The organism is Paracidovorax konjaci (assembly GCF_900112675.1).
GTDB lineage: Bacteria > Pseudomonadota > Gammaproteobacteria > Burkholderiales > Burkholderiaceae_C > Paracidovorax > Paracidovorax konjaci.
The window spans coordinates 48,422-64,820 of the sequence record NZ_FOMQ01000016.1; the positions used below are offsets into that span (position 1 = coordinate 48,422).

The following is a 16,399-nucleotide window of genomic DNA, read 5'->3' on the forward strand; positions in this document are numbered from 1 at the left end:
CCTGTAGGACGCTGCCGCGTCGGGGCCCGCGCCGCCGCCCGCGGGAACCCCGGTTCCGGACCGCCCCGTTATCATCGGCACCCGCTTCCCGGGCCGGCGCTCTCCAGCCGCCCGGAGCCTTCCGTCGCCCAGCCCTCCCGTCCGTTCGCCCGCCCGCCGCCCCTGCCCGCATGTCCGCCGGTCTCAATCTCGCCCAGCTCCAGGCCGTCCACTACACCGAGGGGCCGTGCCTCGTGCTGGCGGGCGCGGGCTCGGGCAAGACGCGGGTGATCACGCACAAGATCGGCCGCCTGATCGAGCTGGGGCTGGAGCCCCGCCGCATCGCCGCCATCACCTTCACGAACAAGGCCGCCGCCGAAATGCGCGAACGCGCGCAGGGCCTCATCGGCCGCGCGGCGAAGGAGGTGCTCGTGTGCACCTTCCACGCCCTGGGCGTGCGCATGGTGCGGGAAGACGGCCACGTGCTGGGCCTCAAGCCCCAGTTCAGCATCCTCGATGCCGACGACGTGACCGGCATCATCAAGGATGCCGCCGGCGGCACCACCGATGTCGCGACCGCGCGCCAGTGGCAGTGGACCATCAGCAACTGGAAGAACGCGGGCCTGGACAGCGCCGCCGCGCTAGCCCAGGCGCGGGACGACAACGAGCGCAGCATCGCCGTCATCATGCAGCGCTACGAGGAACGCCTCACCGCCTACCAGAGCGTGGATTTCGACGACCTCATCGGCATGCCGCTGCGCCTGCTGCGCGACTTCCCCGAAGTGCGCGCCAAGTGGCAGCAGGCGCTGGGCCACGTGCTGGTGGACGAATACCAGGACACCAACGCCACGCAGTACGAGCTGCTCAAGCTGCTGGTCGGCGAGCGGGCCCGCTTCACGGCCGTGGGCGACGACGACCAGTCGATCTACGGCTGGCGCGGCGCCACGCTGGACAACCTGAAGAAGCTGCCGGTGGACTTTCCCCAGCTCAAGGTGATCAAGCTGGAGCAGAACTACCGCTCCACCTCCGCCATCCTGCGGGCGGCCAACAACGTCATCCAGCCCAACCCCAAGCTCTTCCCGAAGACGCTGTTCTCCGAACTCGGCGAGGGCGAGCCCGTGCGCGTGGTCGATTGCGACAACGAGGAGCACGAGGCCGAGCGCGCCGTGGCCCGCATCCAGAGCCTGCGCGCCGCGGCCAATCCGCCGCCCGCCTGGAAGAGCTTCGCCCTGCTCTACCGCGCCAACCACCAGGCCAAGCCGTTCGAGAAAGCACTGCGCCGCGCCAACGTGCCCTACAAAGTCTCGGGCGGCACGAGCTTCTTCGACCGCGCGGAAATCAAGGACCTGTGCGCCTGGTTCCGCCTGTGGATCAACAACGACGACGATCCGGCTTTCCTGCGCGCCATCACCAGCCCCAAGCGCGGCATCGGCCACACGACGCTGGGCGCGCTGGGCGAGTTCTCCAGCAAGCACAAGCTCAGCATGTTCGGCGCGCTTTTCAACGGCATGCTGCCCGCGGCGATCCCCAAGCGCGGGCTGGACGGCCTCATGGAGTTCGGCCGCGCGATCAACGACCTGGAATACCGCGCCCGGCACACGCACGGCGCGGAGGATTCGCGCACGTTCCTGACCGACTGGCTCAAGGAGATCGGCTACGAGCAGCACCTCTACGAGGGCGAGGAGAGCGAGACCGTCGCCGCCGCCCGCTGGAGCAACGTGCTGGAGTTCTGCGACTGGATGGCCCAGCGCGCGGGCGGGCAGATCGAGGACGCGGCCGGCGCCGTGGTCGCCAAGGAGACCAAGAGCCTGCTGGAAGTGGCGCAGACCATCGCGCTGCTGTCCACCATCAGCGAGCGCGAGAAGGACCAGGACGTGGTCACGCTCTCCACGCTGCACGCGTCCAAGGGCCTCGAATGGCCGCACGTGGTGCTCGTGGGCGTGACCGAGGGCATGCTGCCCTTCAAGCTCGATGACGACGGCGGCCGCCAGCAGAAGGTGAGCGACGACACCCTGCAGCGCCTGCAGGAGGAGCGCCGCCTCATGTACGTGGGCATCACGCGTGCCCAGCGCAGCCTGGCGGTGAGCTGGACCAAGCGCCGCAAGAAGGGCCGCGAGATGGTGGCCGTGCAGCCCAGCCGCTTCATCGCCGAGATGGGCCTGGACAAGAACACCGCGCGCGAAGACCCGCGCGAGAAGCTCAAGGCCCTGCGCGCAGAATTCGCCGCGCGCCGGGCGCAGACCCCCGCCACCCCATGAAGATGCCCCCCACCGGTCCGGCGCCGTCGCGCCTCGCCATCGCCTGCACCCTCGCGGCCCTCGCCTGCGCGGCCTGCGCTCCCGTGCCCCCGCGGGCCGCCGCACCGTCCGCGCGCACGGCCTCCACCGCGGGCTGCCCCGGCGCGGAGGACACCACGCACCGCCAGCTCATCGGCACCTGGACCGCCGAGGTGCAGGGCGGCGCCGCCGCGCGCATTGCGCTGCGGCCGCACCCCGAGCTGGCACAGAGCGTGCGGGGCACGGTGGAACGCGGCGGCACCACGGCCCAGGCGGCCGGCGACGTGGACGACGGCGACCTCACGCTGGAGGAGTCGGAAAACGGCAAGAACATCAGTGCCACCTGGATCGGCCGGGTGGTGGACGGCAGTTGCGGCAAGGAGATCCGCGGAACATGGACACACGCTCAAGACAACCGACCCCTTCCCTTCGTGCTGCGCAAGCAGGCCGGCTCACCATGAGGGCGCCCGTCCGCATGGGCGCGCTGGCCCTGGCGCTCTGCGCGCCGGCAGGCGCCGCCTTCGCCCAGAACGCACCGCCGGCCGGCGCTCCCGCCGCAGCCGCGGGCGAGGCCTGGCGGCGCTGCACCGCGCTCGGCAGCAGCGAGGCACGCCTCGCCTGCTTCGACCAGTGGGCCGGCCAGCAGGTGTGGCAATCGCCATCCGCCTCGGCATCGGCCGCCGGGGCCGCGCCGGCCAGCAGCAATGCGCCGACCACGCCCGTGGACACCACGCTGCCCGCCACGCGCGTCATCGACGTGGCCCAGGTCGAGGGGTGCCGCGACGACCAGTACAGCACGCTGTCGCGCTTCTGGGAACTCGAATCGGGCAGCGACTGCGGCACCTTCCGCTTCCGCGGCTACCGGCCCATCTCGATCTCGGTCGTGACCTCCGACACGGTGAACCGCCAGCCCACGTCGCCGGCACCCGACCACACCGCGGCGTCGGCCGTGAACTACCGCACCACCGAGAACCGCATCCAGCTCTCGGTGCGCACCAAGATCGCGCAGGGGCTGCTCACGCAGGGCCACCCGACGCTCAAGGATTCGGTGTGGGTGGGCTACACGCAGCAGTCGTACTGGCAGCTCTTCAGCCCCGACATCTCGCGCCCCTTCCGCGCCACCGACCACGAGCCGGAAGTGATGTACGTCTACCCCACCGACGCCAAGCTGCCCTTCGGCTGGCGCTGGCGCTACAGCGGCATCGGCCTGGTACACCAGTCCAATGGCCAGAACCTGCCGCTCTCGCGCAGCTGGAACCGCGTGTACCTCATGACCGGCATGGAGCTGGACAACCGCTGGACCGTGACGGCACGCGCCTGGAAGCGCATGAAGGAAGGCGCGGACGGCGACGACAACCCGGACATCATCGACTACATGGGCCGCGGCGAAGTGCAGGTGGGCTGGAACTACGACCGCGACAACACCCTGTCGCTGACGGCCCGCAATTCGTTCGCCTCGACCGGACGCGGCTCGCTGCGCCTGGAATGGCTGCGCGCCGTGGGCAAGGACCTGGGCGGCATCAAGAGCAACCTGCGCTTCCACACCGCGCTCTTCAGCGGCTACGGCGACACCATCACCGACTACAACCGCAAGCGCACGGTGCTGAGCGTGGGCCTGAGCCTCGTGGACTTCTGACGCGCTGCCATCGCTTCAGGCGCCGAAGGGCCGGGCCATCCCGGCCCTTCGGCCTTGGGGCGGGCGATGGCCCGGCCGTGCGCAGTCCCACCGTGTGGAGCACCGGCGGCGCGGCGCGCGCAGCCGCGCGGCCGCCATCACATCCCGTTACCCTTTGACCACCCTGGCGGGTTGAAGCCCCCAGGCTGCGCCGACACAATGGCACGCGCGGCCGTTTCCATCCCTCTGGCGCCGCATCCCCAGCCCCGGCAGGCCGCACAGGCCCATTGCCCCGCGTGGAAAAGAGCGGTCTTTCCGCCGTTTTACGCGCCATCGCCGAGCACGGGGCCGCTCGACAATGCCCGCTCGGAGGTCGTCACCATGGACATGCAATATCAGCTCAAGGCCGGCGCGTACTACCTGTACGACATGCGCGAGGCCCCCAGCGCCGCCACCGGCGAGCGCCGCTTCAAACTCAAGACCGATACGGTGGCCATCGCATTCGACCAGCACACGGGCGAGGTCCACCAGCACGGCACGCCCACGCGCATCACCTCGTGGGCCAACAACACGCGCCGCCGCCTGCGGGCCGCGGGCGCCTTGCAGGCGGCCAACGACATCGTGGTCGTTTCGGGCCCGCTGCCCGTCGAAGAGCTGAACAAGTGCCTCTGGATTTCCGGCTACTGCCGCCGCATGTTCTCGCGCCTCGCGAGCCTGCCGCACGGCAAGCTGCAGCGCAGCGCGGGCTCGCAGTCGGGGCCGTACCGCAAGGCGGCATAGCGAGGGGCGCCCTCCGAGGCGCTGAACGCTGAGGCACCGCGCCGTTCAGGCACCGCGCCCATGCGCAGGCTGCGGGCCGTCTCTGGCCTTCTTTCTTCAGACCGGATCGGGCTCGGCGCCGTCGCCCAGCAGGTCGGGTTCCTGGCCCGGCGCCAGCGTGTCGGAATGCTCCACGATGGTCACGGGCACGGGGCTGGCCTGCACCAGGGCCTGCGAGACCGAGCCCAGCAGCGCGCTGGCGATGGCGCCTTGCCCGCGCGCGCCGATCACGATGAGGCCGCACTGCGTGCGCTCGGCGATGTCCACGAGCGTCGGGGACACGTCGCCCACGCCCACTTCGGTTTCGCAGGGGATGCCGGCCGCATCGACCAGCGCGCGGGCCGGCGCCAGCAGGTGCAGGCCGGCCTCCAGGCTAGCGGCGGCGATGCGGTCGGGGTCGCGGGAGACCACCATCTCGTAGAGCGTGGCGGGCTCCTGCGCATGCGCGAGCACCACGGAGGCCGCGAGGCCCTGGCGCACCAGCCCGAGCGTGTGGCGCACGGCATCGAGCGAGAGATCGGAGCCATCGACGGCGACGAGGATCTTGAGCATCTTCGGGAAGTCCTTTCTTGCTTTCTTCGTTGGGCGGGCCGGGCGCGGAAAGGGGCGCCGACCGGGGCATCCGCCGCGGTGCGGACCAGTGTAGGGCCGTCCGTGCGCGGGCCGTCTGGGACAATCGCCCGATCATGCTTCAATTCGAACTTCTCGCGACCGACCCCGGCAGCCACGCGCGGCGCGGCACGCTCACGCTCAACCACGGCGTGGTGCAAACCCCCATCTTCATGCCCGTGGGCACCTACGGCACCGTCAAGGGCGTGATGCCCCGCAGCCTGCACGAGATGGGCGCGCAGATCATCCTGGGCAACACCTTCCATCTCTGGATGCGCCCCGGCCTGGACGTGATGCAGAGCTTCGGCGGGCTGCACGGCTTCGAGCAGTGGGACAAGCCCATCCTCACCGACTCGGGCGGCTTCCAGGTCTGGTCGCTCGGCGCGATGCGCAAGATCACCGAGGAGGGCGTGCAGTTCGCCAGCCCGGTCAACGGCGACAAGCTCTTCATGTCGCCCGAGGTGAGCATGCAGATCCAGACGGTGCTCAATTCCGACATCGTGATGCAGCTCGACGAGTGCACGCCCTACGAGACCAACGGCCACAAGACCACCGAGGCCGAGGCGCGCAAGTCGATGGAGATGAGCCTGCGCTGGGCGCGCCGCAGCCAGGACGAGTTCCGGCGGCTGGAGAACCCCAATGCGCTGTTCGGCATCGTGCAGGGCGGCATGTTCAAGCACCTGCGCCAGGAATCACTGGAGCGGCTCGTGGAAATGGATTTCCCCGGCTATGCCGTGGGCGGCGTGAGCGTGGGCGAGCCCAAGGACGAGATGCTGGACATCATGGCCCACACGCCCCACCGCCTGCCGGCCCACAAGCCGCGCTACCTGATGGGCGTGGGCACGCCCGAAGACCTGGTGCAGGGCGTGGCCGAGGGCGTGGACATGTTCGACTGCGTGATGCCCACGCGCAATGCCCGCAACGGCACGATCTTCACGCGCCACGGCGACCTGAAGATCCGCAACGCCCGCCACAAGGCCGACCACCAGCCGCTGGACCCCACCTGCACCTGCCACGCCTGCGCGGGCACCGAGGGCGTGGCCTGGGCCGACGGCGGGCGCGGCGGCTTCAGCCGCGCCTACCTGCACCACCTCGACCGCTGCGGCGAGATGCTGGGCCCGATGCTCACCACGGTGCACAACCTGCATTACTACCTGAACCTGATGCGCGAGGTGCGCGAAGCGCTGGACGCCGGCCGCTTCGGCGAATTCCGGCAGCGTTTCGCGGCCGACCGCGCGCGCGGGATCTGACACGCAGGCGACCGGGGCCGGGCCCCGGCCTACGCCCCGCGGGCCGGCCAGGGCCTACGATGCGCCCATGCTGACCGTCCACCACCTCGAAACCTCCCGCTCCCAGCGCGTGCTCTGGCTCCTCGAAGAGCTGGGCGTGGCCTACGACATCCGCCGCTATGCGCGCGACCCGCGCACGCGCCTCGCGCCGCCCGAGCTCAAGCGCATCCACCCGCTGGGCAAATCGCCCGTGATCGAGGACGGCGGCGAGGTGATCGCCGAGTCCGGCGCGATCATCGAGCACATCGCCGAGCGCTACGGTGCCGGCGCCCCGGGCGAGCTGGCGAACCTCGTGCCGCGGCCCGGCACGCCGGAGCACCGGCAGTGCCGCTTCTGGATGCACTACGCCGAGGGCTCGCTCATGAACTGGCTCGTGATGAAGCTGGTCTTCAAGACCCTGCCCACGCAGCCGATGCCGTTCTTCGTGCGGCCCATCGCATACGCCATCTGCGGCAAGGCGCAGAAGAAGCTGGTGGACCCGAACCTCGCCACGGCCCTGGCCTTCATGGAAGAGCACCTCTCGCGCAACGCGTGGTTCGCGGGCGATGCGATCAGCATCGCCGACTTCCAGATGAGCTTCGCGGTGGAGGCCGCGCTCTCGCGCACCAGCGGTGCGGGCGAATTCACCGCCGTGCACGCCTGGCGCGACCGCGTCAACGCGCGGCCCGCCTACCAGCGCGCGATCGCGCAGGGCGGGCCGGTGGTGATGGGCGCCTGAACCGGCGCTTCCCCCCTTTCGTCAGAGGATCGGCACGCCGCCGGTCACCGCCACCGTGGCGCCCGAGATGAAGCTGGCCTGGTCGGAGGCCAGCATCACATAGGCCGGCGCCACCTCGGCGGGCTGGCCCGGGCGCTGCAGCGGCACCTGCTTGCCGAATTCGCGTGCGCGCTCGATCGGCAGGGTGGAGGGGATCAGCGGCGTCCAGACCGGCCCCGGCGCCACGCAGTTCACGCGGATGCCCTGGTCGGCCAGCAGTTGCGCGAGTCCGCCCGTGAAGTTCTGCAGCGCGCCCTTCGTGGAGGCGTAGGCCAGCAGCGTCTTGTTGGGCTTGTCGGCATTCACCGAGACGGTGTTGATGATGGCGCTGCCCGCGGGCATGTGCCGCGCCGCGGCCTTGCTGAGGAAGAACGTGGCATAGACGTTGGTGCGGAAGGTGCGGTCGAATTCCTCGGCCGAGATCTCGTCGATGCGCTCGTGCGACATCTGGTAGGCCGCGTTGTTGACCAGGATGTCGATGCCGCCCAGCTCCTTCACCGCGCGCTCGATGATGGCGTTGCAGTGGGCTTCCTCGCGGATGTCGCCCGGCACGCCGACGGCGCGGCGGCCTTCCGCCTCGACGATGCCGAGGGTCTTGCGCGCATCGCCCTCCTCCTCGGGCAGGTAGGCAATGAGCACGTCGGCCCCCTCGCGCGCGAAGGCCAGCGCCACGGCGCGGCCGATGCCGCTGTCGCCGCCCGTGATGACGGCGCGGCGCCCCTGCAGCTTGCCGGAGCCCCGGTACGAATCCGCCCCGTAGTCGGGCTGCGGATGCATGTCGGTTTCGGCACCGGGGGGCTTCAGCGGCTGCTGCTCGGTGAACGGGGGCCGGGGGCCGGCGGTGCGGGGATCCTGGGGCATGGTTTCTCCTGGTGGACGATGGACGGTCGAGCCGGCCGCCGGAGGCGGGGGCCACGTCCTGCAGTGTCGAAAACCGGAACCCGCCGAGCTTGTAGGAGAAACCGCCCCCACGCCTGTCGGCCCGCCCACCGTCTTGCCGTTCAAGTGCTCGCCGCGGGCCCGCCGGAAGCGGCCGGGGCTTTCGCCGCGGTGCCGCACGCGTGGCAGAACCGCGCGAAGGCGCTCTTGCGGGTGCTGCAGGCGCCGCAGCGGTCGAAGAGGCCGATGCCGCAGTGCGGGCAGAAGTCGATGGCCGTGTTCTTCAGGTCCACCGGGCGCTCGCAGCCGGGGCACACGCCCTTGTCGAGCCGGGCCAGGGCCACGTCGTAGCTCAGTTCTTCGCGGCGCTGGGCATCGGGCAGGGCCTCGGCCTGGCGCTGGCGCTCCAGGTAGCGGTTGAGCGCGAGGATGGCGTAGCGCCCCACCAGCACGGTGACCACGATGCCGACGATGGAGCGCACGTAGCCGCCGTAGCTCGGCAGGTAGGGCACGAGTTCGACGAAGAACGCGAACAGCGCGAAGAAGATGAAGCCCCAGACGAACGGCCACCAGGTGCTCTTGCGCTTCTTCGCGAACAGCCAGCCGGCCACCACGAGCAGCGGCAGCGTGAGCGCGAGGCGGTAGAGGAACACGCGCATCTCGACCTTGCGCTGCGCCGCGCGCATCGATTCGTAGCCGGCGGCTTCGAGCTGGCCAAGGCGCTGGCGCGCGGCCGCGGCCGCCTGCCGGGCGTCGAGCGCGGCCTGCTGCTGGGCCTCCACCGCCTGCTGCGTCTGGCGCTCGCGCACCTTCAGCGCGTCGAGCGCCTGGGTGCGCTGCACCACCTCGGGGTTGTGTTCGGCCTGCTGCGTGGCGCTGCGCGTGGCGATCCAGTGGTTGAAGCTCTCGTTCGCGGCCTGGCTCTCGCTGCGCGCCTTGCTGCGCTGCAGCTGGGCCTGCTCCAGCGCGGCCTGCGCCTGCTCCTCGGCCGTGCCGGCCGCGCGCACCTCGGCGCGCAGGGCCTCGGCCGCCGGGCGGTCGAGGAAGTCGTCGAGCTGCAGCGGCGCTTCCACCCGGGGCAGGTCGCCCACCAGCGTGCCGCCCAGGCCGATGAGGAAGCTCGCGAACACCAGCGACACGAGCCACAGCCCGCGGCGGAACCACTTCTCGGACAGGCGCAGGGATTTGGCCATCACAGACTCCTTTCGTTATTGCTACATTTTTAATAGCAAACTATTCAATGGATACGGCGGCATGAAGCCACTTCGATCCCAAACCACCGATCATCGGCCGTTCACCGGCCCGCGTCCAGCGCCAGCGTGGCGGGCGCCGCGCCCAGGCCCGCGCGGGGCATCCACGCCAGCACCGAGTCCACGGTGACCGTGGCGATGCGGTCGGCAAAGCGGTCGCGGTCCGGATGGTCGTCGAAGGCCACGTTCGCCGCCGTGACGCGCCCGCCCAGCCGCGTGAGCGGGCCGATGCGCAGCACGGCGGGCTCGTAGCCCTTGAAGCGCAGCCACGCCTGCGCCTGGCTGCGCGTGCGCACGGTGGCGGGCTCCATGGCCAGCGCCAGCGTCTCCAGCGCCCATTGGTTGGACTGCTGGTAGCGCGTGCCCCAGGCATAGCTGACCATGCTGTAGGCGCGCTGGTGCAGCGCCACGGTGCGGGAGCGGTCGGCCAGCACGTCGGCCAGCCGCGCCTGCACCTCGGGCGCGGGCACGAGCCACACGGCCTCGTAGCGCCACAGGTCGTCCATGAAGAACTCGCCCAGGCCCTGCAGGTAGAGGCTGCCCACGGCCGTGCCGCATTCGTTGAGCTTGTGCGCCACGCGCCAGGGGCCCTCGGGCGTGCGGTAGGCCCAGCCCAGGTGTGAGTAATGCACGCCGTATTTCGACAGGTCCTGCCCGGCCCGCGCGAGCAGCACGACGCGCGCGCCGCTGCGCCGGTGCTCCGCCTCCAGGGCGCGCGCCGTGCGCTCGGCCAGCGCCATGCCGCGCTCGATGCCCTGGGGCGTGGGCCGCCGGGCCTCGCAGGAGCGCCCCGCATGGGCGGTGCCGGCCGCCAGCGCCGCGGCCCAGGCCAGGGCGCACAGGGCGAAGCGCCACGGGGTTGTCCATCGATCGGACACGGTGGCCGCCCTCACAGCCGCTCGTTGTGCAGCAGCGAGCGGCCCAGGGCGTTGGGCACGAAGGCCAGCGCCTCGCCCGCCGCCGAGAGGACCACGCCCGTGCCGATCACGCTGCAGGTGACCACCGTGCCCACGCCCACCGCCACGCCCGAGGCGGCGCGGCCCGCCACCTCGACGCTGGTACGGGCGCCGTCGGAAGCGCGCTCCAGCACGTAGACCGTGCCCACGGCCGAGGCCTCCACCGCGCGCACGGTGAGCACCGCGCCGGCCACCGACAGCGCCGCGGGCAGCGCGACGACCGCCCCGGCCGCCGTGGATGCCACCGATGCAGTGCCCACGACCGAGGCCACCGGCAGCATGGACAGCGCCACCGAGGCGTCGCTCTGCGCCCGCGCCGGCAGGGCCGCCGCCATGGCGGCGCCGGCGAGGGCCAGACCCGCCACCCACCGGTGGAGCGACCGCGGGGGCCGGAAAGGGGGGGCCGGGGGCTCGGGGCTGCGGTACGGAACGAGCGGCATGGGGATCTCCTGGAAAAGCTAAGGGTTGGGGTGGCGGTGCGGGGCATCGCTCAGTTCGCAGCGCGGTCCCCGCGCCCTGCGGCGGCCGGGGCGTCCTGCGCGGCGGGCAGGGGGGCTGCGGGGGCCGCCTGCATCGCTTCGCGGCGGCCCTGCAGGCGGGCTTCGGCGAGGTCGGCCTCGTGGCGGTCGCGCAGCATCTTGGCGAGCGTGAACGCGGTGGTGATGAGGTAGAGCCAGCTCACGCCCAGGAAGGCCTTGTAGGTGGGCGAGATCTCCATGTCCGCGAGGCCCCAGCCGGTGAGGCCCACGGCCACGCCGAAGCCGCCCCAGACGACCAGCTTGAAGAGCGGCGTGTCGCCCGCGCCGCGGCGCGCGGCGGCCTGGTTGTCGCGCACGAACTTGGCGAGCATGAACACGGCCGAGAGGCAGAACACGTAGCCCATCACCATGAAGATCTGCTCCAGCCGCTCTCCCGGCAGCCAGGCCAGCCCCACCGCGCAGCAGAACGCGGCGATGCCGAACGACACCCAGACCTGCAGTTGCCAGGCGGAGGTATCGCGCTGGACCAGCGGGGTGGAAGAAGGCGACGGGGAAGCGGAGTGGCGTGACATGGAATCGGAGGCCTGCGGCCCGGGGTGGAACATGGGCGGCATCATGGCCAGCGCCCCGGCCCGCGGCACCGCGCGGAGCGACGCAGTGGCCACGGCTCGGACGACCGGTATCGATTGGCGATACTTTTCTGCGCCCGCCGGGCCGCAAGCGCTGCAAGGAAGGCACCGCGCCGCCACGGGCCGCCGGCAGCGCCTGCCAGCGCCCCGCCCGCCCGGCCCCGTGGCGGGCCGTTGCGCCCGGGCACCGGGCCACACGCTACAAATTCAATAGCAAACACATCAATGGATACGGCGGCATGGAGCCATTCCGATGCAGAAACCGGGGCGAGGCAGGCCTGCGGGGCCCGGGCGGGCCGGGCCAGCCCGGGCGCTGCGGTCTGGGCAGGCGCGGCGCCATCGGTTAGGCTGCGGTCCTTACTTTTGGACACTACCGAGGAGCCCCCCCATGCCAGCCCTGCACATCGCCCGCGCCGCGAGCGCCTTCCTGCTGTGCGGTCTCGGGCTCGCGGCGCCCTCCCTGGCGGGGGTCATCGCCGGCACCGGCGCCACGCCCTCGCGCAGCCAGCTCGGCGCCACCGATGCGGCGTCGCTGCAGCCCGCCACGGGCCAGACGGGCCACGTGCTGCTGGTGCCCTACTTCACCGCGCAGCAGGGGCAGATGACGGTGCTGCACTTCGTGAACACCGACCTCTCCAACGGCAAGGCCATCAAGCTGCGCATCCGCGGCGCGGCCAACGGCGACAGCCTGCTGACCATGACGCTGCTGCTGTCGGCCGGCGACATGTGGACCGGCGCGATCACTGCGGGGGCCGACGGACGCGCGCAGCTCGTCACCGCGGACAACTCCTGCTCCTCGCCCCGGCTCGCCTCCGGCACGCCGCAGCCCTTCGCCACCGACCGCCTGAGCCCCTCGTGGACGGTGCAGGAACGTGCCGGCCACACGCGCGAGGGCACCATCGAGGCCATCGTGGCGGCCGACATTCCTTCGGCCGCCGTGTACGGCGCCACCAGCCAGGACCGTTCGGCGCTCTACACGGCGATCCGCCAGATCAATGACCTGGCCCCGTGCACCGCCTCGGCCATCGACGCGGCGCTGCTGGAAGACACGAGCGACGAGGCCACCGCCGCCGCCCGCGGCTTCGCCACGCCCTCCGGCGGCGTGGGCGGCACCTGGTACGTGATCGACGTGCCCGCGGCCACCACGTTCTCCTCGCCCATGACGACGCTGCAGGCCTTCACCGCGGCCGGCCAGCCCGCGCGCGGCAACTACGTGCTCTTCCCCCCCACCGACCAGGCCATCGCCCAGCCCGAGCGCTACACGGCCGACCCGCTGCTGGTCTCGGGCGGCTACGCCACGCGCCAGAAGGACATCGACGGCGCCACCAACCTGCCGACCACCGCCGCGGTGATCCAGGCCCGGGCCTACGACCTGCCCGACCTGTCCACGCCCTACCACCTGCCCGCCTCGGAACCGAACGCGCGCCGCACGGCGGCCGAACTCTCGGAAGTGTTCGCCGCGCGCGAGCTGCGCAACCAATATTCGACCGAGACCTCCATCTCCGCGCAGACCGACTGGGTGGTGGGCATGCCCACCAAGCGCTACAGCGTGGCCCTGGACTACTCCACCGGGGTGCGCACGTACTCCGTGGTGCCGCCGGCCGGCACGGGCGACCAGTTCTTCCACACCGACAACACGCTGGTCTCCGGCGGCAAGGTGTGCAGCAACAACGCCGGCTGGTCGTTCCTGGTGGCGTCGCGCGATGCCACGGTGTCCACCAGCGGCGCGGCCATTCCCACGGCGCTGCCGCTGGTGCCGCTGCTGTGCGGCGCGGTGTCGGTGGCGGCCTTCGGCGGCAGCTCGCCGCTGTCGGCCTCGGTGGCGCTGTCGCCGCTGCGCAGCGGGCTCGTCTCCGGCTGGGCCACGCTGCAGATCAACGACATCCCGGGCCTGCCCGTGATCGGCGCCGCGTTCACCAAGCTGGTCAACCCCAGCGCCACGCCGGGCGTGGCCGGCCACTACGGCCTCCTGTACCCGCACATGATCCGCCAGCCCTGAGCAGGCGGGAGCGCGCGGCGCCGCCGCCCCGCGCCCGGCCGGGCCGGCGCGCGCGCCTCAGACCGCGATCGGCAGCTCGGTGGTGGACAGCACGTTGCGCAGCACCATGAACGACCGCACCTGCCGCACGCCCGGCAGGTACAGCAGCTGCTCGGCATGCAGGCGGTTGAAGCTGTCGCTGTCGCGCGTGCGCACGAGCATGAAGTAGTCGAACTCGCCCGTCACGACGTGGCACTCCATGCAGCCGGAGATCTTCGCGGCCGCCTTCTCGAATTCCGCGAACGACTCGGGGGTGGAGCGGTCCAGCACCACGCCGATCATCACCAGCATGCCCGCGCCCACGGCGCGCGGGTTGAGCAGCGCCACCACCCCGTCGATCAGCCCCAGGCGCCGCAGCCGCTCCACGCGGCGCAGGCAGGCGGGCGCGCTCAGGTGGACCCGGGCCGCCAGCGCCACGTTGGAGACCGAGGCATCGCGCTGCAGGGCCCGCAGGATGGCCCGGTCGGTGCGGTCGAGCCCGCTGGCGGCATCGGCCACCGGGGCATCGGCCACCGGCTTGCTTAATTTAGTTGCGCACATCGCCTGTTTCCTGCAATGAAAGTTGGGTGGATTGCCATTGCTTCTGGCCCGAAGCGTTTCTTCTCTGGCATTTTCGCAACCCTGTTGCGCGGCCATTTTCCTACCATTGCAGTCAGCGCTGCCGCACGGTGCAGGCAGCTTTCCCTTCGGTTTCCCCTTGCCAGGAATGCTTTCCATGAACTTGCAGAAATTCCCGCGCCACGCCCTCACCTTCGGCCCCACGCCCATCCAGCCGCTGCCGCGCCTGTCCGCGCACCTGGGCGGCAAGGTGCACCTGTATGCCAAGCGCGAGGACTGCAACTCGGGCCTGGCCTTCGGCGGCAACAAGACCCGCAAGCTCGAATACCTGATCCCCGAGGCGCTCGAAGGCGGCTACGACACGCTGGTGTCGATCGGCGGCATCCAGTCCAACCAGACGCGCCAGGTGGCCGCCGTGGCCGCGCACCTGGGCCTCAAGTGCGTGCTGGTGCAGGAGAACTGGGTGAACTACTCCGATGCGGTGTACGACCGCGTGGGCAACATCGAGATGAGCCGCATCATGGGCGCCGACGTGCGGCTGGACGCCGCGGGCTTCGACATCGGCATCCGCCCGAGCTGGGAGCAGGCCATGGAGGACGTGCGCCGCGCGGGCGGCAAGCCGTTCCCGATCCCGGCGGGCTGCTCCGAGCATCCGCGCGGCGGCCTGGGCTTCGTGGGCTTCGCCGAGGAAGTGCGCCAGCAGGAGGCCGAGCTGGGCTTCCAGTTCGACTACATCGTCGTGTGCTCGGTCACGGGCAGCACGCAGGCCGGCATGGTGGTGGGCTTCGCGGCCGACGGCCGGGCGGACCGCGTGATCGGCATCGACGCCTCGGCCAAGCCCGAGCAGACGCGCGCGCAGATCCTGCGCATCGCCCAGAACACCGCGCAACTGGTCGAGCTGGGCCGCGACATCACCGACGCCGACATCGTGCTCGACACGCGCTACGGCGGCCCCGAATACGGCCTGCCCAACGAGGGCACGCTCGAAGCCATCCGCCTGTGCGCGCGCCAGGAGGCGATGCTCACCGACCCGGTGTACGAGGGCAAGTCGATGCACGGAATGATCGACATGGTGAAAAACGGCGAATTCCCCGAGGGCTCGCGCGTGCTCTACGCGCACCTGGGCGGCGTGCCGGCGCTCAACGCCTACAGCTTCCTCTTCCGCAACGGCTGAAGCCCGGCGCGCCGGCCGCATCGTTTCCCCGACGCAAGGACCCCGAAATGACGAAGTACCTGCTGCCCTCCCGGCGCACCGGCGTCGCATTCCTCCTGGCCGTCGCGGCATCGGGCCCGTGGTCCGCGGCGTGCGCCGAAGGCTACCCCTCCCGGCCGATCCAGCTCGTCGTTCCCTTCCCCGCCGGCGGGGCCGTGGACATCGTGGGGCGGCTGATCGGCAAACCCCTGGGCGACCACCTGGGCCAGCCGGTGGTGGTCGAGAACAAGGCCGGCGCCGGCACCATCGTCGGGGCCGCCTTCGTCGCCAATGCGCCGGCCGACGGCTACACGCTGCTGATCAGCTCGGGCTCCACGTTCACCGGCAACCCCGCGCTCAACCCCAGGCTGCCGTACGACCCTGTCCGGAGCTACGAGCCCATCGGCCTGGTGGCGCGGGTCCCGCTGGTCCTGCTGGCCCACCGCGATGTGCCGGCCGGCAGCCTGGCGGAGGTGATTGCCGCGGTGAAGCGCGCGCCCGACAAGTTCTCCTACGGCTCCTTCGGCAACGGCACCACGGGCCACTTCGCAGGCGAATTGCTGTGGGCCGCCACGGGCATCCGGCCGATGCACGTGCCCTACCGGGGCAGCGCGCCAGCGATGGCGGACCTCATGGGCGGGCAGATTCCCTTCACCATCGACACGGTGGCGGCGGCGCTGCCGCAGTTGAAGGCGGGCAAGATCAAGGCGATCGCGGTCATGGGAGCCACGCGCGCCACGCAGTTGCCCGATGTGCCCACGGTGGCGGAAAGCGGTTTTCCGGGATTCGCCGCCGACTCCTGGCTGGCCGTCGTCGCTCCGCGCGGGCTGCCGCCCGATGCCAGGGGCAGGCTGCAAAAGGCCGTGGGCGAGGTGGTGGCGGCGCCAGCGGTCCGCAGCAGGCTCATCGCCAGCGGACTGGAGCCCGCCTACGAACCCGCGGACGCGGTGATGGCGCGCATCGAGGACGAACTGCCGCGCATGCGCGCCATCGCGCAACGCGCCAACATCCGCCCGGAGTGAGCCGCCGGCCTGGTGGCCGGCAGCGGCGAGGACGGCGGGGGCCGCAGGGCCC

General features: G+C 71.3%; 16 protein-coding genes. 9 read left to right on the plus strand and 7 right to left on the minus strand.

The window, feature by feature from the left end:
• Nucleotides 1-170 precede the first annotated feature (170 nt).
• The 4 genes from BM144_RS19340 to BM144_RS19355 all read left to right on the plus strand — a co-directional run bounded on the left by BM144_RS19340 (nt 171) and on the right by BM144_RS19355 (nt 4,650).
• Complete coding sequence (locus BM144_RS19340) at nt 171-2,237, plus strand: ATP-dependent helicase (RefSeq protein WP_092956225.1); 2,067 nt, start codon at nt 171-173, stop codon at nt 2,235-2,237.
• A complete protein-coding gene (locus BM144_RS19345) occupies nt 2,234-2,716 on the plus strand; it encodes a hypothetical protein (protein ID WP_245783738.1) in 483 nt (160 codons plus the stop codon). Before BM144_RS19340 ends, BM144_RS19345 begins: the two co-directional genes overlap by 4 nt.
• Nucleotides 2,713-3,891, plus strand: coding sequence for a phospholipase A (locus BM144_RS19350; RefSeq protein WP_434802683.1), 1,179 nt, complete (start codon nt 2,713-2,715; stop codon nt 3,889-3,891). Before BM144_RS19345 ends, BM144_RS19350 begins: the two co-directional genes overlap by 4 nt.
• A 360-nt stretch (nt 3,892-4,251) precedes the next feature.
• Nucleotides 4,252-4,650, plus strand: a complete 399-nt coding sequence (locus BM144_RS19355; protein WP_092956232.1) for a hypothetical protein — start codon at nt 4,252-4,254, stop codon at nt 4,648-4,650.
• A 96-nt stretch (nt 4,651-4,746) separates the two neighbouring features.
• On the opposite strand, the gene BM144_RS19360 is transcribed toward BM144_RS19355, so the two are convergent.
• Nucleotides 4,747-5,241: a universal stress protein gene (locus tag BM144_RS19360; RefSeq protein WP_092956235.1), complete on the minus strand. Its 495-nt coding sequence runs from the start codon at nt 5,239-5,241 to the stop codon at nt 4,747-4,749.
• 134 nt (nt 5,242-5,375) lie between these two features.
• On the opposite strand from BM144_RS19360, the gene tgt reads away from it, so the two are divergent.
• Nucleotides 5,376-6,548: a tRNA guanosine(34) transglycosylase Tgt gene (gene tgt, locus BM144_RS19365; protein WP_092956238.1), complete on the plus strand. Its 1,173-nt coding sequence runs from the start codon at nt 5,376-5,378 to the stop codon at nt 6,546-6,548.
• Nucleotides 6,549-6,615: 67 nt separating this feature from the next.
• Nucleotides 6,616-7,305, plus strand: coding sequence for a glutathione S-transferase family protein (locus BM144_RS19370; RefSeq protein WP_092956242.1), 690 nt, complete (start codon nt 6,616-6,618; stop codon nt 7,303-7,305).
• Between the two features lie 21 nt (nt 7,306-7,326).
• Here BM144_RS19370 and BM144_RS19375 read toward each other — a convergent pair whose 3' ends face one another.
• From BM144_RS19375 to BM144_RS19395, 5 genes are all read right to left on the minus strand, one after another.
• Complete coding sequence (locus BM144_RS19375) at nt 7,327-8,205, minus strand: glucose 1-dehydrogenase (protein WP_092956245.1); 879 nt, start codon at nt 8,203-8,205, stop codon at nt 7,327-7,329.
• Between the two features lie 140 nt (nt 8,206-8,345).
• Entirely contained in the window at nt 8,346-9,416 is a 1,071-nt protein-coding gene (locus BM144_RS19380; protein WP_092956248.1) for a zinc ribbon domain-containing protein, read from the minus strand.
• Nucleotides 9,417-9,517: 101 nt separating this feature from the next.
• Nucleotides 9,518-10,351 carry a DUF2145 domain-containing protein gene (locus BM144_RS19385; RefSeq protein WP_175526081.1) on the minus strand — a complete coding sequence of 278 codons (834 nt, stop codon included), beginning with the start codon at nt 10,349-10,351 and terminating at the stop codon, nt 9,518-9,520.
• Nucleotides 10,352-10,362: 11 nt separating this feature from the next.
• The gene (locus BM144_RS19390) at nt 10,363-10,764 is read right to left on the minus strand and encodes a hypothetical protein (protein WP_092956401.1); all 402 of its coding nucleotides are present in this window, start codon (nt 10,762-10,764) and stop codon (nt 10,363-10,365) included.
• A gap of 155 nt (nt 10,765-10,919) precedes the next feature.
• Complete coding sequence (locus BM144_RS19395) at nt 10,920-11,480, minus strand: YiaA/YiaB family inner membrane protein (protein WP_092956404.1); 561 nt, start codon at nt 11,478-11,480, stop codon at nt 10,920-10,922.
• A gap of 445 nt (nt 11,481-11,925) precedes the next feature.
• Here BM144_RS19395 and BM144_RS19400 point away from each other — a divergent pair, with 445 nt between their 5' ends.
• Complete coding sequence (locus BM144_RS19400; protein ID WP_092956251.1) at nt 11,926-13,536, plus strand: surface layer protein NpdA; 1,611 nt, start codon at nt 11,926-11,928, stop codon at nt 13,534-13,536.
• A 57-nt stretch (nt 13,537-13,593) separates the two neighbouring features.
• On the opposite strand, the gene BM144_RS19405 is transcribed toward BM144_RS19400, so the two are convergent.
• A complete protein-coding gene (locus tag BM144_RS19405; RefSeq protein ID WP_092956254.1) occupies nt 13,594-14,115 on the minus strand; it encodes an Lrp/AsnC family transcriptional regulator in 522 nt (173 codons plus the stop codon).
• 175 nt (nt 14,116-14,290) lie between these two features.
• Here BM144_RS19405 and BM144_RS19410 point away from each other — a divergent pair, with 175 nt between their 5' ends.
• Complete coding sequence (locus tag BM144_RS19410) at nt 14,291-15,307, plus strand: 1-aminocyclopropane-1-carboxylate deaminase (protein ID WP_092956407.1); 1,017 nt, start codon at nt 14,291-14,293, stop codon at nt 15,305-15,307.
• A gap of 47 nt (nt 15,308-15,354) precedes the next feature.
• A complete protein-coding gene (locus BM144_RS19415; protein ID WP_092956258.1) occupies nt 15,355-16,347 on the plus strand; it encodes a Bug family tripartite tricarboxylate transporter substrate binding protein in 993 nt (330 codons plus the stop codon).
• Nucleotides 16,348-16,399 lie beyond the last annotated feature (52 nt).